Origin of the sequence: Methylomarinum vadi, from assembly GCF_000733935.1 — a bacterium.
In the GTDB taxonomy this organism is placed as follows: Bacteria; Pseudomonadota; Gammaproteobacteria; order Methylococcales; family Methylomonadaceae; genus Methylomarinum; species Methylomarinum vadi.
In genome coordinates, this window is record NZ_JPON01000001.1 from 1625107 (window position 1) to 1647824 (window position 22718).

23 protein-coding genes are annotated in these 22718 nt (G+C 50.1%); 2 read left to right on the plus strand and 21 right to left on the minus strand.

Translation table 11 applies throughout. The features are described 5' to 3' along the window. Nucleotides 1–5: 5 nt before the first annotated feature. The 16 genes from EP25_RS0108255 to EP25_RS0108335 form a co-directional block, all read right to left on the minus strand. The gene (locus EP25_RS0108255; RefSeq protein WP_031433432.1) at nt 6–602 is read right to left on the minus strand and encodes an N-acyl amino acid synthase FeeM domain-containing protein; all 597 of its coding nucleotides are present in this window, start codon (nt 600–602) and stop codon (nt 6–8) included. Nucleotides 603–624: 22 nt separating this feature from the next. Then, a complete protein-coding gene (locus EP25_RS0108260; RefSeq protein WP_036300367.1) occupies nt 625–3465 on the minus strand; it encodes a bifunctional diguanylate cyclase/phosphodiesterase in 2841 nt (946 codons plus the stop codon). A 586-nt stretch (nt 3466–4051) separates the two neighbouring features. Then, nucleotides 4052–4828, minus strand: a complete 777-nt coding sequence (locus tag EP25_RS0108270) for a TatD family hydrolase (RefSeq protein ID WP_031433434.1) — start codon at nt 4826–4828, stop codon at nt 4052–4054. A 23-nt stretch (nt 4829–4851) separates the two neighbouring features. Further along, a complete protein-coding gene (locus EP25_RS0108275) occupies nt 4852–5202 on the minus strand; it encodes a PilZ domain-containing protein (RefSeq protein WP_031433435.1) in 351 nt (116 codons plus the stop codon). 4 nt (nt 5203–5206) lie between these two features. Next, the gene (holB, locus tag EP25_RS0108280) at nt 5207–6187 is read right to left on the minus strand and encodes a DNA polymerase III subunit delta' (RefSeq protein WP_235185868.1); all 981 of its coding nucleotides are present in this window, start codon (nt 6185–6187) and stop codon (nt 5207–5209) included. Further along, on the minus strand, nt 6184–6804 hold the full coding sequence (tmk, locus tag EP25_RS0108285; RefSeq protein ID WP_031433437.1) for a dTMP kinase: 621 nt from the start codon (nt 6802–6804) through the stop codon (nt 6184–6186). Before tmk ends, holB begins: the two co-directional genes overlap by 4 nt. Continuing rightward, a complete protein-coding gene (mltG, locus tag EP25_RS0108290) occupies nt 6801–7799 on the minus strand; it encodes an endolytic transglycosylase MltG (RefSeq protein ID WP_031433438.1) in 999 nt (332 codons plus the stop codon). The genes tmk and mltG overlap by 4 nt, the downstream gene beginning before the upstream one ends. Then, a complete protein-coding gene (gene pabC, locus EP25_RS0108295) occupies nt 7792–8622 on the minus strand; it encodes an aminodeoxychorismate lyase (RefSeq protein WP_031433439.1) in 831 nt (276 codons plus the stop codon). The genes mltG and pabC overlap by 8 nt, the downstream gene beginning before the upstream one ends. A 20-nt stretch (nt 8623–8642) precedes the next feature. Further along, a complete protein-coding gene (fabF, locus tag EP25_RS0108300) occupies nt 8643–9887 on the minus strand; it encodes a beta-ketoacyl-ACP synthase II (RefSeq protein WP_031433440.1) in 1245 nt (414 codons plus the stop codon). Nucleotides 9888–9975: 88 nt separating this feature from the next. Continuing rightward, on the minus strand, nt 9976–10206 hold the full coding sequence (acpP, locus tag EP25_RS0108305) for an acyl carrier protein (protein WP_031433441.1): 231 nt from the start codon (nt 10204–10206) through the stop codon (nt 9976–9978). 145 nt (nt 10207–10351) lie between these two features. Next, entirely contained in the window at nt 10352–11080 is a 729-nt protein-coding gene (gene fabG / locus EP25_RS0108310) for a 3-oxoacyl-ACP reductase FabG (RefSeq protein WP_031433442.1), read from the minus strand. Further along, nucleotides 11073–12023 carry an ACP S-malonyltransferase gene (gene fabD / locus EP25_RS0108315; RefSeq protein ID WP_031433443.1) on the minus strand — a complete coding sequence of 317 codons (951 nt, stop codon included), beginning with the start codon at nt 12021–12023 and terminating at the stop codon, nt 11073–11075. Before fabD ends, fabG begins: the two co-directional genes overlap by 8 nt. 10 nt (nt 12024–12033) lie before the next feature. Further along, nucleotides 12034–13002, minus strand: coding sequence for a beta-ketoacyl-ACP synthase III (locus EP25_RS0108320; protein ID WP_031433444.1), 969 nt, complete (start codon nt 13000–13002; stop codon nt 12034–12036). Then, on the minus strand, nt 12999–14027 hold the full coding sequence (gene plsX, locus EP25_RS0108325; protein WP_084190991.1) for a phosphate acyltransferase PlsX: 1029 nt from the start codon (nt 14025–14027) through the stop codon (nt 12999–13001). The genes EP25_RS0108320 and plsX overlap by 4 nt, the downstream gene beginning before the upstream one ends. A gap of 78 nt (nt 14028–14105) precedes the next feature. Continuing rightward, entirely contained in the window at nt 14106–14288 is a 183-nt protein-coding gene (rpmF, locus tag EP25_RS0108330; protein ID WP_031433446.1) for a 50S ribosomal protein L32, read from the minus strand. A gap of 2 nt (nt 14289–14290) precedes the next feature. Beyond that, a complete protein-coding gene (locus EP25_RS0108335; RefSeq protein ID WP_031433447.1) occupies nt 14291–14812 on the minus strand; it encodes a YceD family protein in 522 nt (173 codons plus the stop codon). A gap of 68 nt (nt 14813–14880) precedes the next feature. On the opposite strand from EP25_RS0108335, the gene EP25_RS0108340 reads away from it, so the two are divergent. Further along, nucleotides 14881–15459 carry a Maf family protein gene (locus tag EP25_RS0108340; RefSeq protein ID WP_031433448.1) on the plus strand — a complete coding sequence of 193 codons (579 nt, stop codon included), beginning with the start codon at nt 14881–14883 and terminating at the stop codon, nt 15457–15459. Nucleotides 15460–15532: 73 nt separating this feature from the next. Here the strand turns inward: EP25_RS0108340 and EP25_RS0108345 are convergent, their stop codons facing one another. Both EP25_RS0108345 and EP25_RS0108350 read right to left on the minus strand, forming a co-directional pair. Then, entirely contained in the window at nt 15533–16321 is a 789-nt protein-coding gene (locus tag EP25_RS0108345) for a pentapeptide repeat-containing protein (protein ID WP_031433449.1), read from the minus strand. A gap of 119 nt (nt 16322–16440) precedes the next feature. Next, the gene (locus EP25_RS0108350) at nt 16441–17577 is read right to left on the minus strand and encodes a sensor domain-containing diguanylate cyclase (RefSeq protein WP_031433450.1); all 1137 of its coding nucleotides are present in this window, start codon (nt 17575–17577) and stop codon (nt 16441–16443) included. A 180-nt stretch (nt 17578–17757) separates the two neighbouring features. On the opposite strand from EP25_RS0108350, the gene EP25_RS0108355 reads away from it, so the two are divergent. Beyond that, on the plus strand, nt 17758–19707 hold the full coding sequence (locus tag EP25_RS0108355) for a helix-hairpin-helix domain-containing protein (protein ID WP_031433451.1): 1950 nt from the start codon (nt 17758–17760) through the stop codon (nt 19705–19707). Nucleotides 19708–19747: 40 nt separating this feature from the next. Here the strand turns inward: EP25_RS0108355 and EP25_RS0108360 are convergent, their stop codons facing one another. The 3 genes from EP25_RS0108360 to EP25_RS0108370 all read right to left on the minus strand — a co-directional run bounded on the left by EP25_RS0108360 (nt 19748) and on the right by EP25_RS0108370 (nt 22711). Then, nucleotides 19748–21142 (minus strand): DegQ family serine endoprotease, encoded by a 1395-nt coding sequence (locus EP25_RS0108360; RefSeq protein ID WP_031433452.1) that lies wholly within the window; start codon nt 21140–21142, stop codon nt 19748–19750. Between the two features lie 64 nt (nt 21143–21206). Then, nucleotides 21207–22160 (minus strand): MucB/RseB C-terminal domain-containing protein, encoded by a 954-nt coding sequence (locus EP25_RS0108365; RefSeq protein ID WP_036300371.1) that lies wholly within the window; start codon nt 22158–22160, stop codon nt 21207–21209. Next, nucleotides 22157–22711: a sigma-E factor negative regulatory protein gene (locus EP25_RS0108370; protein WP_031433454.1), complete on the minus strand. Its 555-nt coding sequence runs from the start codon at nt 22709–22711 to the stop codon at nt 22157–22159. Before EP25_RS0108370 ends, EP25_RS0108365 begins: the two co-directional genes overlap by 4 nt. Between the last annotated feature and the right edge of the window lie 7 nt (nt 22712–22718).

Below are 22718 nucleotides of genomic sequence, written 5' to 3' on the forward strand. Positions count from 1 at the left end.
GGCCGTCACGAAATCACTTTCTTAATTCTCTTCCAGGTTTCCTCGACATCAATCATTAGCAACGCGATATCGACCAGCCGTTTCCCGTCCAGGGAAGCCTGGCGTTGGGCGACAATTTCGGCCTCCATAAATTTCTTGTAGAACCCGATATGACGATAGGTTGAAACAACTAGACATTTATTGCAGTGTTGTTTCCGCCCTACGGCAAAAGCGGCGCAAATCATTTCCAAAACCAAGCGTCTGTTATTTCGATGTTTACGTTCGATAGCAAAACGCCAAGCGGTCCCCAATCTCACATCGCCTTTTGCTCTAATTGCCTCGACCTCTCTTTCAAACCATTTCTCCAAATGCATGCCTTCTTTTCCATCGAGGGTGAAAGAGATCGTACCGATAATCTCGTAACCCTCATCGGCAATCAATATGGATGTTTCCGCCATCTTATCCAGGCGAGGATCGATCACTAACATTCCATTTTGCCTAGGTGAGATATCCCCCACCTCACTCAGGGCATCGTGATTCAAGGCATATATCTCCTGCAAGCGGGAAAAATCCCTTAATAGAGAAATCTTATATTTTCCCTGCCAATTCAACACATTTTCCATAAAATATCCGGCTAATACTTCGCTAATGAAGAAATTCGGGTTGAGGCGTCGGCTTGCCTATACCGTAACCTTGGGCATAATCGATACCAATTTTCGCCAAGGTATCCAATATTTCATTATTCTCGACAAATTCCGCGATGCTTTTGATATTCATGCCATGGGCCACTTCGTGAATAGCGTTGACAAACAACCTGTCTTCACGCGTGCCAGGCAAATGCTTGATGAATTCACCGTCAATTTTCAAAAACTGAATGGGTAATTGCTTGAGATGGTTCATCGAGGAAAAACCGACGCCGAAATCATCCAAGGCGAAACTTCCCCCCAATTCGGTCAGATGAGTGATCAAATCCGTCGCGGCATACAAATTGGTCACGGCCTGGGTTTCCGTGACCTCGAATATAAATTTCTGTAGAGGGACATCAAACTGCGCGAATATCTTGGAAAAAATGATCATCGCGTCGGGATTGGAAATCATATCGCCCGACAAATTGACAGACAAAGTAATATCATGTCCTGCCTTGATGAAGTCGCGTTGGGCTTGTAATGCCAATTTCAAGACCCGTTGGTCTATCAGGCTGATCAAGCCGGTTTGCTCGGCCACATGAATAAAGAAAGCGGGCGGAACGATGTTGCCGTTTTCATCGATCATGCGCAACAAGCATTCATAATGACTAATGGTTCGGCTCTTGATATGTAGAATCGGTTGAAAGTAGAGAACGAAACGGTCATCCACCAACGCCTTCTCGATTTTGGCCTTCCAATTGACGCGCTGTTTGATATCCTCTCGATTCAAATCGTCAATCGACGCCAGGCACCATGTTCCTCTTCCGGCCGCTTTGGCTTTGTACATGGCGATATCGACGCTGGCCATCAGATCCTGTTCAGTATAGTCACTGACCGGAAACATCAGTAGGCCGGCACTGATCGTGACTTTATGCAGAGTATCTTCCAATACGATTTCCACTTCTTGCATGAAGCGGAAGATTTTCGTGATTAATGACTCGGCCTGGTCCTGGGCCACTTCAGGCGCCAGGATAACAAATTCATCGCCACCGAAGCGAGCGAGAATGTCGGTAGAGCGAACTATGGCCCTCAACTTTTCGGAAACCTTCAATAATAATTGGTCACCCGCCTGGTGTCCGCTACTGTCGTTGATATATTTGAACTGGTCAATATCGAAGAATATCAACGCGCCCGTATGATTGAAGCGTTGCGCCTCCTTGACGACCCGACGCAACTCCATTTCGAAACGACGACGATTAAACAAACGAGTCAAAGGATCATGATCGGCCAGCCAAGCTAATTCGGTTTCGGCTTTTTTTCTTTCCGTCAAATCCAAACCCACGGCCAGTATTTCCGGTTGCGTGTCGGGATTATCGATCATAGTAAAAAACCAGGAGATAAACAGCTGCATACCTTCCAACGAATAAAGAGAACATTCGTGTTGAAAAGTTTTATATTTTTCCCGCAGCAAATCATCGATCATGTCAGTGATTAATTGATGACTTTCAGTATCGTAGATCAGGTCGGTAAAGAAATGATGCTTAGACAACATGATGTCGTTATAGCCCGTCACATTCTCACCAAATTTATTGATCGACAAAATCTGGCCGAAACGATCTAACCGCATAATGATGACTTGTGCGGTATTCAGAATATTAGCAACAAAATTTCGCTCGTTTTGCAATTCCCTGCCACGCTCGATTAAATGTTGATTGCGTTGTTCGACTTCATGGTCAAGACGGCTCAGGGTATCGATCAAATTGTGGGACACTGAGCCAAGGATATCGATTTCGTCGGCTAGGAATTTTGTTTGACTGGTACTGGGTAGGAATTGGCGAACCTTACTGTATTGCTTATCGGCAATAAGGGGCAATAAATTAATGATTTTCTTTAATTTATGCGTCGGCCTCACAAACATTAGGAAGAGAATGATCCCCGATAATACAATACTGGAGAGGCCACTGACGGCATATAAATTGACCGCCTTGTTTTTCTCCAGCAGCTCCTGGGTAATATTGTCGATGATGATCAATCTGGCCTGATGAGATTTCTCGCCGAATGGAATGGTAAAAATATCATAAGTATTGCCTTTATAAATGAAAGACAGGCTATCCTTCGTGATGATATCGGCATGGCGACTCCGCAGCGCCGTCAACAAGGGAAGATTGACTGGGGATTCGGTCAAGGCGGCGACATGCACCGACCAATTGGGCAAAGCGGTCTGTTGCCGCAATGACTGTCCTTTTGTTTCGATCAGAATGCCGACATCGGCTCCGGTAATCGCCTTCATTTGCAAAACGATTTCCGCGATGCCGGAAACAAAAATGAACACACCACTCAATTTACCTTGGAGCAGAAAAGGCAAGGCATGAAACTGAAGGCACTCACCGCTACAAACGATTTTACTCAGTGGCTTCTCTTGTCGAAAAACCGCCTCTATCCAGGAGGCGGAAATTATAGTGCTATCGACGCGCTCTCCCCACTCCCCCTCCAATTGCCCCTGGGGTGAAAAAAGACAAATCGAGCGAATATCGGATTCCAGTTCGATCTTAAACCAGTTATTATCAAGCAACCGTTTAATTTGTTCTTCTATCCGAGCCTCTTTTTGCTCTGAAGCTATCAGTGAAGGAATCAACCAGCTTAATTCCGTCTCTTTTTGTTGCAATTGCTTTAAAACGCTGGCAAAAGCCTGCTGGTATTGTTCATGCCTCACTTTGCGCTTTTGTTTATGATTTTGTTCAAAGGTGTAGTTGCCCAGAACGAACACACTGCCGGAAACCAGTAACGTCGAAACCGTCACCGCAAACAACGCCTTCCATGTCAGACTGAAAAACAGCTTTTTCTTGACATACCGTTTCACTAGAATCGACACTCCATGATAAGGCGTTTTAAGTTTATTAACCCGTTCCTTTTATATCTCATGCAAGATACCGCCAGTTGTTCGCCCGCAAGATTAGGCTCTTTTCAGGGCTCGGACTTAAATTGCCCAAAAAGGAGAAAATTTCTGATCACCATTACCCTAGGCTAGCTTTCCGGAACTGGCGTAAATTAAGCCATCCGATCTGATAACACATCTTGACGTCTTCCGGCAAAGTACGGAATCCACGAAAAAACGTCCGAGTGCTCTGTTCATACACTTCTACGCCGAAGCGTTAGAGTGTCTTTAAAACGCGGGTACGCCGCATCACACTAAGGCAAATGCCTCCATGACCTTGTACATTGCTTTGAAAGAAAATCATTTTACCTTCTAGCATGCAACTTTTATACATAAAAGGTTAATGAATTTGCAGATGTCGGTAAAAAATGTGATGTACTTAAAATTTTGGATGGAACTTGTTAAAAACCGATCAATGCTGAAAAGATCGGCTGAACCGACGAATTCGGTTCGATATGCAGGAAGGAAAAATCTTTATTTGAGCGCGAATCGATAGAATTTTCGGCAAGTATCAACTTGACCCGGTAAACAATGCATGAAAATTCCGGCTCGATTGTGCAGCGATTTCTTCGACCGTCGTCGAACGCAATTCGGCCAAATGTTCGGCCACATAACGCACATAGATGGGATAATTTGGCTTGCCGCGAAATGGGACGGGGGCCAGATAAGGTGAATCCGTTTCGATCAAGAACCGGTCGACAGGTACTTTTTTCGCCGCCTCCTTGATTTTCAGGGCATTCTTAAAGGTAACGATGCCGGAAAAGGAAATATAAAAACCGAGTTCCAGCGCCTTTTTGGCGTAGCTCCAATCCTCGGTGAAACAATGGATGATGCCGCCAACCCTTTGCGCGCCTTCCGCCGCCAGGACATCGAGCGAATCGTGTCCGGCTTCCCGGGTATGGATGATCAAGGGTTTATTTATTTCCCGTGCGACACGGATATGGTTCCTGAAACGTTGATGCTGCCATTCCAGATCGCCCTCGCTACGAAAATAATCCAAACCGGTTTCGCCAATGGCGATGACCTTGTCGTCATCCGCCCAGCGCAGCAATTCATCGACGCTAGGATCTTTTCCCTCCGTGACATTTGGATGTACGCCCACCGACAGCGATATGGAAGAATAAGGAGCGACCAAATCATACATTGCCGGATAGGATTCCAAATCGATGCCGATGCAAAGCATGTGATCGATTTTCGCCTTATCCGCCTCCCGCATGAATAAGCTGAAATCGTTTTGATAAGGCGCAAGATCGATGCGATCCAGATGACAGTGCGAATCGATAAACATTGGAAATGAACTACGGAGATCGGTTACATCGTATGGGTAGAACGGTCGGACTCCAACGCGCCGGCCAAATAGGTTTCGATCTTGTTCCTGGCGGTTCCACCATCCTGATCGCTAAATTGCACGCCGATACCGGTGGCCCGGTATCCTTCCGCCCCCATGGGCGTCTTCCAGATAATTTTACCGGCTATCGGCAAGCGTTCGGTTTCTTCCATCAAATTAAGCAACATGAATACTTCTTCGCCCATTTGATAATCCCGCTTGGTCGGAATAAACAAACCGCCGTTTTTGACAAAAGGCATATAGGCAGCATACAGAGCATTTTTATCTTTAATGGACAACGACAAGATACCTTGTCTGGAGGAACTTTCAGCCATGAGATTATCGCTTATTCAGTCTGGACCATTCGATTAGGATATATTCTATCATTAACTGCTTGTTCAATTGCGTATCCAGTTTCTGAATACTCGACAGCAACACATCATAGAACCGATAAACTTGTAACAAGTCTAGCCGTTTCGACAATTCTTGCAAGGCGCTATGTTGTCCGATATCACAATCCGCCCGATAGGCGCATTTTACGATAATCACCAACCACTGGGCCATCCAAGACAAAACTTCGGACAACGATACGGCTTCCTGCTTTTGCCATCGCTCGGCCAGCTGCACTGCATTACCCTGTCCCCGAGCCAGTTTCAGCCAATCATTGAGATAGGTTTCATGTACGGCCAATAAGTTTCTCTCGGCATAGTCCTTAGCCCGCAAAGGCGCTCCCTGCGCCATCCGCAATAAGTCAGCGTCGGCGTCGATGCGATATTGCTTCAACCAGTCCAGCGTAACGACGGTATCCGGCGGAGCGATCGTCATCAGCTGACACCGACTGCGGATCGTGGCCGGCAATTTTGCCGGATTTTCCGCCAACAAGACAATGGAAGTTCGTTCCGTCGGTTCTTCCAGGCATTTTAGAAACGCATTGGCGGCGGCATTATTCAATGAATCAGCCGAATTGATCACGATGCATCGATGCATGGGGTATTGCGGCTTCAAGGCCAGTTTATTGATCAACTGGCGTATGCTGTCGATCCCGATCGCCTTGCCGGATTCTTCCGGTTCGATAAACAAATAATCCGGATGGGTCCCGGCCGCGAACAAGCGACAGCCATGGCAACCGCCGCAAGCAAAATACTCCTCGGTCGGGCGCTCGCACAGTAAAGCCTGGGCGTAACTTTCCGCCAGATGCAGCATACCCAAGCCAGGCCCGGCCTGGATCAACAATGCTTGCGGAATGCGTTGTTGCGCGATATAGGCGGTCAGGTGTCGCCAGTTATCCTGCAACCAGGGATACAGGGAATCTTGCTTCACGATAAAACGGCGATCGCCTCGGCAATATTCTTCTGCACGCAATCCAATGATTGCGCGGCATCGATAATTTTAAAGCGGCGCTGATTCAGCCGCGCCCGTTGTAAATACACCTGGCGCACCCGCTCGAAGAACTCGACTTGTTCCTGCTCGAAACGGTCGAAATCGCCCCGGCGTTGCGCCCGCCCCATGCCGGTTGCCACCGGCGCATCGAGCAGGAGGGTCAGGTCCGGCCTTAACTCGCCTTGCACGCATTGCTCCAGCCAAGCGATCGTCTCCACATCCATGCCCCGACCGCCGCCTTGATAGGCAAAGGTGGCATCGGTGAAACGATCGCACAAAACCCACTGCCCGCGTTGCAGCGCCGGTTCGATGACATGGACGATATGTTGAGAGCGGGCGGCGAACATCAACAACAATTCCGTCACCGGCGTCATCCCCTCGCTTTGTCTATCCAATAAAATATCACGGATTTTTTCGGCCATGCCTGTCCCCCCCGGCTCGCGGGTAACGACCACCGAACGCCCCGTGTTTTCCAACAACTGTTGAACATATTTCATATTGGTCGTTTTCCCGACGCCCTCGCCGCCTTCGAGGGTAATAAATTTTCCTCTGATCATGGGCGCCTTTTCTGATACTTGTTGACCGCATTGACGTGTTCTCGCAGACTTGCCGAGAATACATGGCTGCCATCGCCCCGGGCGACGAAATACAAACTACCTTCCGCTGACGGATGCAATACCGCATGGATCGCCTGCCGTCCCGGCATCGCGATCGGCGTCGGCGGCAACCCTTTGATGACATAAGTATTGTAAGGAGTCGGCTCCTTGAGGTCCTTGGCCTGTATATTGCCCCGATAGCGGTCGCCCATGCCGTAAATCACGGTCGGATCGGTCTGCAACAACATCCCCTTGCGCAACCGGCGGATAAATACCCCGGCAATCTGCGGTCGTTCCTCGACCTTTGCCGTCTCTTTTTCGACAATCGAGGCAAGAATCAACGCTTCATACGGGGTCTGCAGCGGCAAATTCTCATCTCGCTCTTGCCACTCCCGATGCAAAACGACGCGCATTTTTTCATAGGCGCGTTTCAGCAATTGCAGGTCGGTACTGTGTTTCTCGAAAAAATAGGTTTCCGGAAAAAACCAACCTTCCGGGTGTTGTTGCTCAATTCCCAATTGGCTCATGATCGCTTGAGGCTCGGTGGCCGTCAGCCGATGCTCGAGATTCGGGTTCTCGGCAAGCGATTGCTGAATTTGCTTGAACGTCCAACCTTCCGGAATGGTAATTGCGTACTGCCGGGTTTTGCCGGACACAAATAACGCCAACAAATCAGGCATGGTCATACCCTCGACCAATTCGTATTCGCCCGCTTTCAGTTTGTGCGCGACCTTGCGCTGATAGGCAATGACTTTAAACCAGAAGGGGTCGATATCGATTTTTCGGATCTGCAACTTGGCGACAATTGCGCGGAAGGAATCGCCTCTTTCTATCTCTATCGCTTTACCGCCATCAGTCACTACTTGCCGATGCAAGGCCTGCTGGTAAGCGTGCCACGCCCAAGCCGCTGCCATAGCCATTAACATAACCGACAATAGCAGAATACGCTTAAGCATGGCCGACTTCCTGCTGCCGCATTTGCTGATAGGCTTTCTGAAATAGCTTGGTGACGGGGCCCGGTTCAAAACGCCGAGTTTCCAGCTGCCTAACCGGCCAGATGCCAATTACGGAATTGGTTACGAAAATTTCGTCGGCCCGTAGCAACTTCTCTGAAGTGAAATAGCGTTCCTGGACCTTGATTCCCATGTCACCGGCCACATTTATCAACAAAGCGCGCACGATGCCGGCCACGCCGCAGCGCTCGATCGGCGCCGTAAGCAATATCCCATCCTGGACAGCAAAAACATTGGACATGGTGCCTTCTATCACGAAGCCTTCTTCGTTCGACATCAATCCCTCCTGAATATCGCTACCTTGCCATTCGGCCCGAGCCATCACTTGCTCCAAGCGGTTCAGATGCTTTAGCCCGGCCAAATCGGGATTAAGGCCCAGGCGATGTCGGCAAAAACGCGCGGCAACACCTTTGCTTTGATAACTATGCGGATAATCGGGATAGGGATGCAATGAAAACAGGCGAGTGGGTTGAATACAATCCGGTTGCCGGTATCCTCTTCCGCCGCTACCGCGGGTGACGATGAGCTTCAAAACGGCTTGAACCGCCGATGCCGAAAGTTGTATAGCCTCGTGTCGCAATAATGACCTGTCCGGCATGGGGATCAACAGACGCTCGCAACCTGCCGCCAAACGCTCTAAATGCAGGTCGAGAAAAAGCGGCTTTCCGTTAGAAACTTCGATGGTTTCGAATAACCCATCGCCATATTGAAAGCCGCGATCGGAAACGTCGATGCAGTGTTTGCTTTCGCCATTGAGCAGGTACATCCGCAAACACGCTTAATGAATTATTGGTAGCGCTTGAACACCAGCGAGCCGTTGGTTCCGCCAAAACCGAAAGAATTGGATATCGCCACGTCAATCTTCATTTCTCTCGCCGTGTTGGGTACGTAGTCCAGGTCGCATTCCGGATCCTGGTTTTCCAGGTTGATAGTCGGTGGCGCAATTTGATTTTGGATGGACAAGGCGGTCAGCACGGCCTCGATGCCGCCGGCCGCGCCCAGTAGATGGCCTATCATCGATTTGGTCGAACTGACCGCAATATTATAGGCATGCTCGCCCAACGCCGCTTTCATCGCCTGGGTCTCGCCGATATCGCCGGCCGGCGTGGAAGTACCGTGGGCATTGATATAATCGACATCTTCCGGGTTCAGGCCGGCATCGCGCATTGCATTTCTCATGCAACGGGCGGCACCCTCGCCTCCGACCGATGGCGTCGTCATATGATAGGCATCACCGCTCATGCCGTAACCGACCACTTCAGCATAGATCTTGGCGCCACGAGCCTTGGCATGCTCCAGTTCCTCCAACACCACGACACCGGAACCGTCGCTCAACACGAAACCGTCGCGGTCCCGGTCCCAGGGGCGACTCGCCGCCTGCGGATCATCGTTACGGCGCGACAAGGCTTTCGCCGAGGCAAAACCGCCCATCGCCGTCGGCGAAGTCGTGCACCGCTCGGCACCGCCGGCGACCATGACGTCGGCATCGCCGTATTTAATCAGCCGTGCCGCATCGCCGATATTATGCGTGCCGGTCGTACAAGCGGTCACGATTGCAAAATTGGGGCCTTTGAGACCATATTTAATGGACAGGTTACCGGAAATCATATTGATAATATTGCCCGGCACGAAGAAAGGCGAGATTTTTCGTGGACCGCTTTTTTCGTAGGTCGCATAGCACTCTTCGATGCCGGTCACCCCACCGATACCCGCGCCGATGGCGACACCGATACGCTCGGCATTTTCTTCGGTGACCTCGATTCCGGAATCTTCAATGGCCTGGCAGCCTGCGGCAATACCATAATGAATGAAACCATCCATCCGTTTTGCATCTTTTGCCGGAATATATTCACTGATGTCGAAATTTCTGATCACACCGCCGAACCGGGTAGCGAACGGTGAGATATCGAAAGAATCGATCGGGCTAATCCCGCTTTTTCCGTTAATAATTCCGTCCCAAGTTTGTGCGACATTATTAGCTAGAGGCGTGACAGCGCCTAATCCAGTTATAACAACCCGACGTGTGCTCAAAATGGTATACCGTTAGACTATTCGAGAAAAAAAAGAGGTATGCGTTCTAGTGGATGAAAATCATCCACTAGGCATAAGTGACAATGGATTAAAGATTGGCGTTAATATAATCGATTGCCAATTGAACTGTGGTGATTTTTTCAGCTTCTTCGTCTGGAATTTCGCATTCAAATTCTTCTTCAAGTGCCATGACGAGTTCAACTGTATCCAAGGAATCAGCGCCAAGATCGTCAACGAAAGAAGCATCGTTAGAGATATCTTCTTTTACACCCAATTGTTCCGCGACAATCTTTTTTACTCGTTCTTCAACATTGCTCATAATTATTTTCCCCAAACAATGCAAGCGTCTGTCGTTAGCAAACGCTTACCTTACTATCATTATTAATTTATTAGAAATCCCGTGACTGGCGACTATCCCAGACGGCGGGGTGAATTATACTTGAATTTACCTTAAAGTCACAATATTAAGGCATAAACATGCCGCCGTTCACATGCAGCGTTTCGCCAGTGATATAAGACGCGCCATCGGAAGCCAAAAAAGACACGGCATGAGCGATTTCATCGGGCTGGCCCAAACGCCCCAAGGCGATCGACGACAATAAGGCGTTTTTATGCTCTTCGGCCAATTCCTTGGTCATGTCCGTATCGATAAAACCGGGCGCGACCGTATTAACGGTGATGTTACGCGAACCGACTTCTTTCGCCATCGATTTGGCGAAACCGACCATGCCGGCCTTGGCCGCCGCGTAATTGGTTTGCCCCGCATTACCGGTAGCGCCTACCACCGACGAGATATTGATGATACGGCCGCCTTTCGCCTTCATCATGCCGCGCAATACGGCTTTACTCATGCGATAGATCGAGGTCAAGTTAGTGTTGATGATGTCATCCCACTCCTCGTCCTTCATCCGCATCAGCAGATTATCACGGGTGATGCCGGCGTTGTTGACCAACACGACCGGCGTACCGAAATCATCGTTAATCGTTTTCATGACCTCAGCGATCGAATCGGCGTCGGCGACATTCAATCTCAATCCTTTGCCGTTATCACCCAGGTAAGTGCTAATCGACTCGGCCCCACCGTCGGAAGTCGCGGTACCAATCACAAAAAAACCATCCGCCACCAGACGCTCGGCGATGGCGCGCCCAATACCGCGACTGGCGCCTGTCACCAAAGCTATTTTCTTATCCATTGAGTTGCTCCAACACGTTGTTTAAGGTTTCAGGATCATACATCGTCAGATGGTTAGCGTCCTTAACGATACGCTTGTTCAGCCCCATTAACACCTTGCCCGGGCCGCATTCAACGAATTGAGTTACACCTTGATCATGCATGAATTTGACGCTATCGACCCAACGCACCGGCTTGAACAATTGTTCTCGCAACGCATTGCGAATCACCTCGGCCGCACTGTGGGCCGCTACGTCGACATTATGAATCAAAGTGACATTGGGAATTTCGACCGCGACGTCTTCCAGCCTTGCGGCGAGTTTTTCCGCCGCCGGTTCCATCAAGGCGCAATGGGAAGGCACGCTCACCGGCAATTTCAAGGCGCGTTTCGCCCCCATCGTCTTGGCCGCTTCCATCGCTCTTTCTACCGCAGCGGCATGGCCGGCGATAACGACTTGTCCCGGCGCATTAAAATTGACCGCAGCAACCACTTCATCGCCGGCACTATCGGCACAAGCCTTGACCACTTCGTGGTCCTCCAGTCCGATAATCGCCGCCATCGCGCCAACCCCCGCGGGCACCGCCTCTTGCATCAAGCGCCCGCGCTCGGCTACCAGCTTGACACCGTCTTCGAAACTGATCGCATCGGAACAAACCAATGCACTGTATTCGCCAAGACTATGCCCCGCCATCCATCCGGGCCTGATAGGGGATTGCTCACACCAAACCCGCCACATCGCCACACCGGCAGCTAACATAGCTGGCTGGGTGTTATGAGTTTGATTCAATTCATCGGCCGGTCCGTTTTGCACTAAATTCCACAAATCGAACCCCAATGCATCGGAACCCTCCTCGAAAGTATGTTTGACCGTCGGATAAGCCGCCGCTAAATCGGCCATCATGCCGACGCCCTGGGAACCTTGCCCAGGAAAGACAAACGCTAAACTATAGTTCTGTTCACTCATCTTAATATTGTTAGTATTTTAATAATGCCGAACCCCAGGTAAATCCAGCGCCGAACGCCTCCAGTAAAATCACGTGCCCGCGTTGAATACGACCGTCCCTGACGGCTTCGTTAAGCGCCAATAACACCGAGGCGGAAGACGTATTGCCTTGATTTTCCAATGTCATGACCACTTGATCCATGGACATGCGCAGTTTCTTTGCGGTTGCGGCGATAATACGGGTATTGGCCTGGTGCGGAACCAACCAGTCCACATCGGATTTTTCCATGCCATTCGCGGTCAGCGTTTCATCGACAATGCGCCCCAGCGTATTGACCGCCATCTTGAACACTTCATTTCCGCGCATGCTGATATAGCCAGACTCGTCTTTATTCGATGCCGTCGCCACCTGCGGATTGGGACAATACAACAAATCCTCGTAGCCGCCGTCGGAATGAATATGCGTGGAAAGAATACCCGGCTCGCAACTCGCCTCCAGTATGGCCGCACCGGCACCGTCGCCAAACAGAATACATGTCGTTCTATCTTCCCAATCGACGATACGGGAACAAATCTCCGTGCCAACCACCAAGACCTTTTTGGCGGCCCCGGTTTTGATATATTGGTCGGCAATACTCAACGCAAAAATAGAGCCGGAACATGCGGCCTGGACATCAAAGCCGACACACCGCTTAATTCCCAAACGATGTTGAAGCAAACAGGCGGTACTGGGATAGATTCGATCGGGAGTGCCTGTTGCAACGACGATCAGGTCGATGTCATCGGCGGCAATTCCTGCCATTTCGATCGCCTGGCGCGCCGCGATCTCGGCCATGCTCGCAGCACTTTCCTCGGGACCGGCAATGCGTCGCGACTTGATGCCGGTACGCTCGTAAATCCAACTATCGGAAGTATCCACCATTTGCGAGATATCATCATTGGTGCGCACCGTTTCCGGCAGATACCCCCCGGTTCCTATGACTCTTGCGTTGCGACTCATACGGCCTCTCTTCTGCTCAAGGCGATTTCGACTTTTTCGCTGATTTTGCGCGTGACGTCTTTTGCCACCTCGACTTCAGCCAGATGAATCGCTGTTTCGAAGGCAAGCGCATCGGCGCCGCCATGACTCTTGATCACCAAACCGCGCAAGCCGATAAAACTGGCGCCGTTATACAATCTGGGATCGATACTGTCCTTGAATGATTTTAAAACGGGATAAGCCGCCAGGCCGGCAAGCTTGGCAAACACATTCCTAGAAAACGCCTCTTTTAATTTGTCACCGATCATCTTGGCCGCACCTTCGATCGATTTCAGCGCGACATTGCCGACAAAACCATCGGTCACAATCAGATCAACCTTGACATTGCCGGCATTAATGGAATTCCCTTCGACATAGCCGATATAATTCAGCGGAGAATTTTCCAGCAATTTCGCGGCCGCCTTGACCTGCTCATTGCCTTTCATATCCTCTTCGCCAATATTCAGCAGGCCGACTTTGGGCTTTTCGATGTTCTCGACCGCCTTGACCACCTCTTCACCCATGATGGCAAACTGGTAAAGATGTTCGGCGGTACAATCGACATTGCCGCCTAGATCGAGCATGTGGGTATGACCGAAGGTCGACGGCATCGTCGAAATAATGGCAGGGCGATCGATGCCCGGGATCATTTTCAACACGAACCGGGCCGTGGCCATCAGCGCGCCGGTATTGCCGGCACTCACACAAGCATCCGCGACACCGTCCCGCACCAGATTGATCGCCACACGCATGGAGGAGTCTTTCTTGTTTTTCAAAGCCTTTTGCGGCGACTCATCCATTTCAACAATCTGGGAGGCATGCTGAATAGTGATTCTACCCTGATAATCGACCAGCGCCTGCGCCAACTTCTGTTGCAGGACCGCCTCATCGCCGACCATGATAAGTTTCAAATCCGGATTTTTTTTCAGGCATGCCAGTGACGCAGGAATTGTGACCTCTGGCCCAAAATCCCCACCCATAGCATCTATCGATAATGTCGAGCTCACGCTTAGGGTTAACTCCTGAATAATAGAAAAGAGACGGCCTGCAAAAGCAGGCCGGCTTAATCGAGAAGAGATCGAATATTAATCTTCGTCGCTGCTTGCGATGATTTGACGACCTTTAAAAAAACCGTCGGGGGTCATGTGATGGCGCAAATGAGTTTCGCCGGTCAACGGGTCTTGCGCCAATGTTTTGGCGTTCAATGCATCATGGGAACGACGTTGACCGCGGCGAGAGCGAGTCACTTTGCTTTTTTGTACAGCCATTACTAATCTCCAGTACTCTTAAGTTTTGCTAAAACGGAAAATGGATTGTCAGACCTTATCTGTTCTTTATTGTCGGCAGACATAGGCACCTGTTCCTGCCCGCTCTCCTTGCAATTATGCTCATGCTTAGGAAAATCGGGTAAAGCGAGAAGTATCTCGTCTTCCACCAACTCCCGCAAAGAGACTTTCTCCGTCTTCAACAATAACGGCTCATATTCCGCAGCAAGCCTGTCAGCCTGCTCCAACGAGGACACAACCCCTAATTTAACCGCCACATCGATTGGCCATGACAACTCTTGCAAACAACTCTGGCATATCAATGTCAACGTTGTTTTAATCGTTCCCTGTATGGTTGCCAGCCGACCTTCTTTGGAAAAAGAAAGCTCGATCCGAACATCACCCTGGCTATCCGCCAGGACCTCAGAAAGCCGAGCAAATTCGCTTTGCCTTATCGCTCCAGACAAAACCCTTCGCCTCTCGGCGAGTGCTATCGGATCGATAAAATCAGGTAACCTGTCTAACATAACTGTACAATGATATAGTTTATTGACACCTCAGTCAAACCAAAGCTCTCTTCCGAACTGAACTCGACATGAAAAAACTAGTGCTCGCCTCGTCTTCCCTTTACCGGCAACAACTGCTGCAAAAACTACGCCTAAATTTTATCACTTGCCCGGCGGAAATCGATGAATCGGCGCATGCCTTCGAATCAGGCCAAGAACTCGCCGTCAGACTGTCGATCACGAAAGCCAAATCCGTTGCCGAACACTACGGCGAACACCTCATTATCGCATCCGACCAGGTTGCGATGCATGAAGGTCAACAACTGCGCAAACCGGGAGACCGGGATACGGCCATCAAGCAATTAAGCCGGCAATCCGGCCTTCAGGTAAAATTTCACACCGGTTTGTGCGTGATGGACAGCGCTAATGACCGTTATTTGACTGCCCTCGACACCTGCACTGTGTACTTCAGGCAACTCGGCAGCGAACAAATACGCCATTATGTCGACCTGGAACAACCTTATGACTGCGCCGGGAGCTTTAAGTCGGAGGGGCTTGGCATCGCCTTGTTCGAGAAAATCGAGGGCGACGATCCCAACGCACTAATCGGTTTGCCGTTGATCAAGTTGGTCTCGCTGTTAGCACAATTCGGCCACCCTGTGCTTTAACGAAAGCCGCAGGATACGGCCCACTATCGAGTCGCTACAACAACATCAGGAACCCTGGTGCCTGATAATTTTCTCAATCAAACACGGCTTTATTCTTGTTGCTGGCCTCATCTAAGCCGCGCAAGGAATCCAGGCCGTTGACGCCTTTAAATATTGTTCCCGACAAGTCCGCGTCACCCACAATAGCGTTCGCCACTTGACTATCGGACAAATTCGCACCGCTCAAATCGGCCCCGGTCAAATTAGCGGCACGCAAGTCCGTCACGGTCAATACCGCATTATGCAAATTTGCGTCGGTCAAATCGGCAAACATTAACATGGCCCGGCTCAAATTCGCCCCGCTCAGATTAGCCCCCTTCAATTTGGCCTTTTTCAAACTGGCCCGCATCAATCCCATCGGCTGATTTTTCATATCCGCGCCCCAATCAACATTGGATAAATTCGCCCCACTGAGATCGGCATTATCGAGATTGGCGATAACCCTACTGCCGCTAAAATCCGCACCTTTTAAATTCGTACGCATCATACTGACTGCATAAATACTGACTCCGGATAAGTCGGCCCCTTCCAGATTAGCGCCGGTCATCACCGTTAAATCCAAATTCAGCCCGGACAAGTTGCTATGGCTCAAATTAGCGCCCCGCAAATCCGCGCCCCAAAGGTCGGCCCGGCTAAAGTCCAACCCCGACAAGTCGACGCCGGTCAAATCCTTACGGCGCAAATCGACTGTCTCCCCGCTACTGGCGCTATTCAACAATTGCACGACTTGTTTGCGATTCATGTCGACGGCCATCGCCGGCGACAGCAAACCGACCGAAACACCCAGACAAAGAATTTTTGTTAATTGCGCGACACGCTTCATTTTCACCCTCCAGAATCAGTATCGGGAAAGTGTATACCATCGCATCTTGAGAATACATAGCCAAGACCGTTTATAAAGTCTTAGCGGTAGGGCAAGAGTAAGATTACATTTAGGCAGTTTTAAGCAATCTTTGAATCCAACAACTTATCAGCATCCAAAACCAAAACGCCCCGCTCGACTCTGTCCCGGCCGTTGTTTTTAGCGAGATAAAGCGCATTGTCGGCGCTGTTGATTAATCTTTCGGCAATTTCCGCACTCGTCTGCTGCATCCTGCTTTTCGACGGCTGATAAGTCGCCGAGCCGACGGAGATAGTGACGCTGACGGCATGGTCGCTGAAGCAAAGGTCCAGCCCTTTGATGGACGCGCGGATTCTCTCCGCTATTTCGCCGGCCATGCTTTCGTCGATATTGGTCAGCAATGCCACAAACTCCTCGCCGCCGTAACGGGCCAGCACATCGTTACTCCTGAGTTGTTTTTTGATGGTGCCGGCAACCTCGGCAAGCACACAATCACCTGCTTGATGGCCGTAATTATCGTTAACGCTTTTGAAATGATCGATATCCAGAAAAAGGCAGCTCAACGGCTGCTCATTGCGCTGACTGCGATCCAGCTCCTCGCCGATGCGCTGCTCAAGAAACAACCGATTGTTCACACCGGTCAAGGTGTCGACCAGGCTCGTCCTGCGCATCGTTTCGAAATTGAGATTATTTTCCAAGCAAATACTGACCACGGAAACCATATGCTCGACGAAATCGGTCGCCATTTCAAAATTAAAGCGCTCGCTTTGATAGCTGCCTAAATTCAACGACCCCATATAATTACCCCGCCGTGACAACGGAATAATGGCGACGGAAGACGGTTTTTGCTCAAACGGAAAGAAATCGGCGCAAGTTTGCGCAGTATAGCGCCCCAAAAAAGGGCGGCCCGACATTCCCAACGTTTTCTGCAACATTTCCTTGTCACGCAATAAAATCAATCCCTCGGCATTTTGATAATCATAGCCATCTTCTTCCAGGTATTTGGCAATATCCCCCTTTTCATCGAGCAAACAGAAACTGATCACGTCCAAATCGAAAAAGGTTTTCGCATCCCGCAGAATATGTTCGATCATTTCCGCCAATGAATTAAGGCGCAACAACCCCATCTCGAACATCTGGAAACGTTTCAAGGTCAGGCTATTGTGCTGCACGCGATCGAGCATGCCGTCTAAGTGACTTTGCAGCACTAATAGATCGGTCGTTAAATCTTCTTCCAACTTGGGAGTCTCATGAAATATTAATATTGTGAATAGGTTAGCAGTTTTGCCAGAAATTACTAACCTCTTCCTCTACGGCGAAGCCTATGCCTCGACTCACCATCAGTCTTGCCAAAACATGCTCCTCGGCATGACACGTTATATAATCAGTCTGAAATTTTGATTAAACACCGCAACTTCATGCTGACACAAAACCAGAAAGCAATTCTTAGCCGCAGTCAATTGACATTGACCGAACTGGATGAAAAAAAGCTCCTTCACATTGCTAGCCACCCCGATCGGGCCGAACATCTGAGCGATGCAGAGTTGGTCGAATTCCTGACCATTGCCAACGCCCTCTATCGCGGCGGGGATGCCATCGTCAGCGATGCCGATTACGATTTTGTGTTCCAGGCCGAACTGAAGAAACGCCATCCGAATCATCCGTTTTTGCATAGAGTAGAGCCGGAAAGCGCGTTTACCGGCAAAACGGTGGAATTGCCGGTGCATATGTTATCCACCGACAAGGCTTACAGCTTAGACGAAATCAAACGTTGGGCGGCGCGAATCGAAAAAGCCGCGGAAGAATTGGGCAAATCATTCCCCGATCTCACCTTCAGGGTCACCCCGAAATTGGACGGTTATGCCGCCTATGACGACGGCGCGATTCTCTATACCCGCGGCGATGGCCGCAAAGGCACCGACATCAGCCGCGTCTTCGAACGTGGCTTGAAGGTCGCCAACGGTGGCGACAGAGGCTTGGGCGCGGGCGAAATCGTCATCAGCAAAAGCTATTTCCAACAACGTTTGGCCAACCATTTCGACAATGCGCGAAATTTCCAGGCCAGCGTAATCAAGGAAAAAGAACTAGAGGAACATGCCGAACAAGCCATCCGCGACCAAGCCGCCGTGTTTTATCCTTTCGCACTGCTACCCGCATGGACCGGCAGCTGGAAACAATTAAGCAACGACTTCGAGGGAATCATACAAACGATCTGGCACAAGTTGGATTACGACGTTGATGGTGTCATTTTGGAGATCACCGACCCGGACCTGAAGGAATACATGGGCGCGACCAGGCACCATCACCGCTGGCAAATCGCTTACAAGGAGAATGTCGAAACCGCCGAGGTCGAAGTTCTCAACGTCACGCCGCAAACGTCGCGCTCCGGCCGCATTACGCCGGTGGCGGAACTGGAGCCGACCCGCCTGAGCGGCGCCCTTTTGTCCCGCGCCACCGCGCATCATTACAAAATGGTTCAAGACAAAGGCATCGGCCCCGGCGCCATAATCCGCCTGGCCCGTTCCGGCGAGGTGATTCCGAAAATAGAAGAAGTCATTATGGCGGTCGAACCGCAAATCCCCGAGCATTGCCCCAGTTGCGGCACCGAACTTGTTTGGGACAACGATTATTTGATTTGCACCAATAACCTGGAATGCCCGGCGCAGATCACCCACAGTCTGGAGCATTTTTTCCGGGTCCTGAAAAACAACGACGGCTTCGGGCCGGCAACCATCAAAAAACTTTACCAACACGACATCCGCACCGTCGATGCGATTTATCAGTTGAGCGTGGAACAATTCGAAGCGATGGGTTTCGGACCCAAGCAATCGCAAAACCTGGTCGAGCAGCTGCAACGCAGCCGTAACGAAGCTATCGAGGACTGGCGTTTCCTGGCAGCCTTCGGCGTATTTCGGATGGGACTGGGGAATTGCGAGAAATTACTGCCCCATTATCCGCTGACCGACATTTTCCAGCTGTCGGAACAGGATATCGTGGCCGTCGAGGGGTTTGCCGAAAAAACCGCTACCGTCGTCATCAAGGGCCTGGCAAAGATCAAACCGTTGTTCGATAAGCTCTACCGACTGGGTTTTAATCTGGAAAGCAGCACGATCGACCGTAGCCGCGATAATCAGCACCCTTTGGCCGGCAAACTGGTGGTCTTCACCGGCGCCATGCAACACGGCTCACGCGATGACATGAAGAAAGAAGCTAAAGCCCTGGGCGCCAAGGTCGGCAGCTCGGTCAGCGGCAAAACCGATTATCTGGTCATAGGGGAAAAAGTCGGCGAAACCAAACTAAACGCCGCTCGCGATAAAGGCGTCGCCATCCTCACCGAACGACAATATCTCGACTTGATCAAGAGCTAGCGAGGCGGGCAGGCGCTAAAACGCCTGCCCGCAGCGGAGTCTATTTTTCGATTTTCAGTGCCAAAAACACCGGACTCCCCCGGCGCTGAATCAACACCGCAATGGATTTCTCGACCGGCAGGTTGGAGACGACCTCTTCGAAATCGGCAATATTACGGATCGTGTGATTTTGTATACGCAAGATCACATCGCCACGCCGCACGCCGGCATCCAGCGCCGGACCATTTTTAACGTCCTGCACCAAGACGCCATTCTTGTCGACCTGCAACTGTTCGCGCTGTTCGGCAGTCAATTCCGAAACGACAACCCCTAAGCGGTTAACAATTTTTTCCTGGTTTTCGCTCGCCGCCAGTTGTTCCTGATCCGGTAACAAGCCGATTTTAACTTCCAGCGTTTGGCTGTCGCCTTCTCTGATAACCTTGACACGCGCTTCTTCGTCAACCGGCGTCATACCGACGATCGGCGGCAACTCCCCGGAAGTTTCGATTTCCTGACCGTTGAATTCGACGATGATATCGCCGATTTTGATCCCGGCTTTTTCCGCCGGACTTCCTGCGATGACTTTCGAGACCAAGGCGCCGTAAGGCCTGTCCATGCCGAAAGACTCCGCCAGTTCGCGCGTCACGTCCTGGATCTGCACGCCGAGCCAGCCCCGGGAAACTTTGCCATTGGTCTTGATCTGTTCCACCACGTTCATCGCCACATCCATCGGAATGGCGAAGGAGAGCCCCATATAGCCTCCGGAGCGGCTATAGATCTGGGAATTCATGCCAACGACCTCGCCCTTCATATTGAATAACGGACCACCGGAATTGCCGGGATTGATCGCGACATCGGTTTGGATGAAAGGGACATAATTGCCGCCCGGAAGACTACGTCTTTTAGCGCTGACGATACCGGCGGTCACGGATTGCTCGAAGCCGAACGGCGAACCGATCGCTAATACCCATTCGCCTACCCGCAACTTTTTCGAGGAGCCGATGGCCACGACCGGTAAATTTTTTGCTTCTACTTTCAATAAAGCGACATCGGTGCTTTCATCCGATCCGATCAATTTCGCTTCCAATTCGCGCCGGTCATTGAGCTTGACGACTATTTCATCGGCATTTTTGACGACATGGTGATTGGTCAGCACATACCCGTCCGAGGAAATGATGAAACCGGAACCTAGCGACTTGGTCTCGCGCGGTACAAAGCCCCGTCCGGGACCTTGAAAAAATCGCCGAAAAAATTCTTCCAATTGCGGCGGCACATCCTCAGGAATTTGCGGCAGATCATTCTCTTCATCGCCCACCTGGGCAATCTTCTGCGTGGTACTGATATTGACTACCGCCTTACCATTGTCCTCCACCATTTCGGTAAAATCAGGCAATTGGGCAAACAACGGCTGGCTCATCAAAGCAAATCCGATGATAAAAATACATTTTTTAAGCATACAAACTCCCATCATATGCAAGGTGAATGAATAAAGGTCGCGAATGAATCCGCGTAAAGAGGCCTCAAGGCTGGGCGAAAGAGATGCCTTGAGCAATCAATTCGACAGTTTTGGCCGGCACTTCTCCCATCACCGTCACCATAGAATCATCTACGAGGCGGGTAAATGAATTGACGGAACCAACGGTATGCAAACCGCTTTCGATATCTTCGTTCTTATCGTCCATGTAAATGGAAATCGAAGAAAAACCGTCACTCAGCAATAAATGATCTACCGGCCGATCCGACTTGTGCATGGACATACGGGTAAAAAATACTTTATTGAATCCGGCCGGTAAAAAATTCAGAGTGAAAGACGACTTATCAAATGACTCCGAGTGCACCCTATGAATATGTTGAATTTCCATATCGCCGTTACGTTTATCGGCTTGAACAAACGGAATGGATTGTTCCACATCGATATCGGTGAAAACCACTTGTTCGAGAATCGTTCCGTTTAAACTATAGACCTCAACCTTCAAAGGCAATGCCTGTTCCTTATCGATCCAGATTTTACGCCGGTAACGAAAAGCATCCCGCGGCTCGATATCGACAACCAGCGCGGGCCGCATGGCAACGGCTGCCTCGCCACTGACCTTTACTTGATATAACGCCGATAACGAAGAGATTTGTCGCGGCAAGTCCAGAATGAAAGACTGACTGACGGGACGATGGTTAATCACGCGCTTTTGTGTTTCCTTGAACGTACAGCTCACTATACCGGAATCCCTGATGACTTCGCGCATGGGTGAGTTCAATGATAACAAGCGCTCCTGCTCCACCCCGTCCTTGGCGGCATGGATATATTTCATTGTATCGAGTTGGCCGTTTTTCATGAACGCGACCGTCCCCTGATAGTTCAGGTTTTTCATCGCGCGACTCATTTTTTCCAACAAAATCAGTCCATCAGTATTTTCGGCATAAACCGGCGTTGTAGCAAAACAAAACAAAACAAACAGACGTTGTAACACCTTTATCATTCCTGACTATATCCGGCTACTCGCGCATAGGGTTGATAATTGGATGCGCCTATCGTGTAAAGACTGTTGCTGTGCGCCTGTAAATAATCATTGAAACGCTGATTGGGAGGATATGCTTGAACACGCGCCAATTGCGGCCGTTCAGTTTGAGAGTGTTCGTTTTTCTTAAAGGTAGGTTGTTCAGCGACAGCTAGCGTGGATGTGTAATCGGGGGACGCCTGTCGATTGAACGCTTTGGGTAGCAATACCGCGGCAATTGCCAAAGAAGCGGCCACGGCCAAGGATGTTTTTTTCCAGGTTATCGCCGATTTTTTAGCGGGTATGAAATAAACCGGTTCCTGTTTGATTTGTTGTGAAATTTGCTCGGCAAAATCGGTTTTTAACAACACAGGTTGTTCGGATTTCAATACCTGACCAATCGTCTGATAACGGTTTATTTTCTTTTTCAATTCCGTATCGTTTTTAATTGACTGCATCAGCATTACAGTCTGTTGCAGATCCAGTTCATCGTCGACAAATTGGGAAATTTTATTGTTAATTTCTTCTTGCATCGAAAAC

Bases quoted from the DNA above. Each gene is read 5' to 3' on its own strand.
- EP25_RS0108255 (WP_031433432.1), bottom strand. From the start codon at position 602: ATGGAAAATGTGTTGAATTGGCAGGGAAAATATAAGATTTCTCTATTA.
- EP25_RS0108270 (WP_031433434.1), bottom strand. From the start codon at position 4,828: ATGTTTATCGATTCGCACTGTCATCTGGATCGCATCGATCTTGCGCCT.
- EP25_RS0108275 (WP_031433435.1), bottom strand. From the start codon at position 5,202: ATGGCTGAAAGTTCCTCCAGACAAGGTATCTTGTCGTTGTCCATTAAA.
- tmk (WP_031433437.1), bottom strand. From the start codon at position 6,804: ATGATCAGAGGAAAATTTATTACCCTCGAAGGCGGCGAGGGCGTCGGG.
- mltG (WP_031433438.1), bottom strand. From the start codon at position 7,799: ATGCTTAAGCGTATTCTGCTATTGTCGGTTATGTTAATGGCTATGGCA.
- pabC (WP_031433439.1), bottom strand. From the start codon at position 8,622: ATGTACCTGCTCAATGGCGAAAGCAAACACTGCATCGACGTTTCCGAT.
- acpP (WP_031433441.1), bottom strand. From the start codon at position 10,206: ATGAGCAATGTTGAAGAACGAGTAAAAAAGATTGTCGCGGAACAATTG.
- fabG (WP_031433442.1), bottom strand. From the start codon at position 11,080: ATGGATAAGAAAATAGCTTTGGTGACAGGCGCCAGTCGCGGTATTGGG.
- fabD (WP_031433443.1), bottom strand. From the start codon at position 12,023: ATGAGTGAACAGAACTATAGTTTAGCGTTTGTCTTTCCTGGGCAAGGT.
- EP25_RS0108320 (WP_031433444.1), bottom strand. From the start codon at position 13,002: ATGAGTCGCAACGCAAGAGTCATAGGAACCGGGGGGTATCTGCCGGAA.
- rpmF (WP_031433446.1), bottom strand. From the start codon at position 14,288: ATGGCTGTACAAAAAAGCAAAGTGACTCGCTCTCGCCGCGGTCAACGT.
- EP25_RS0108335 (WP_031433447.1), bottom strand. From the start codon at position 14,812: ATGTTAGACAGGTTACCTGATTTTATCGATCCGATAGCACTCGCCGAG.
- EP25_RS0108340 (WP_031433448.1), top strand. From the start codon at position 14,881: ATGAAAAAACTAGTGCTCGCCTCGTCTTCCCTTTACCGGCAACAACTG.
- EP25_RS0108345 (WP_031433449.1), bottom strand. From the start codon at position 16,321: ATGAAGCGTGTCGCGCAATTAACAAAAATTCTTTGTCTGGGTGTTTCG.
- EP25_RS0108355 (WP_031433451.1), top strand. From the start codon at position 17,758: ATGCTGACACAAAACCAGAAAGCAATTCTTAGCCGCAGTCAATTGACA.
- EP25_RS0108360 (WP_031433452.1), bottom strand. From the start codon at position 21,142: ATGCTTAAAAAATGTATTTTTATCATCGGATTTGCTTTGATGAGCCAG.
- EP25_RS0108365 (WP_036300371.1), bottom strand. From the start codon at position 22,160: ATGATAAAGGTGTTACAACGTCTGTTTGTTTTGTTTTGTTTTGCTACA.
- EP25_RS0108370 (WP_031433454.1), bottom strand. From the start codon at position 22,711: ATGCAAGAAGAAATTAACAATAAAATTTCCCAATTTGTCGACGATGAA.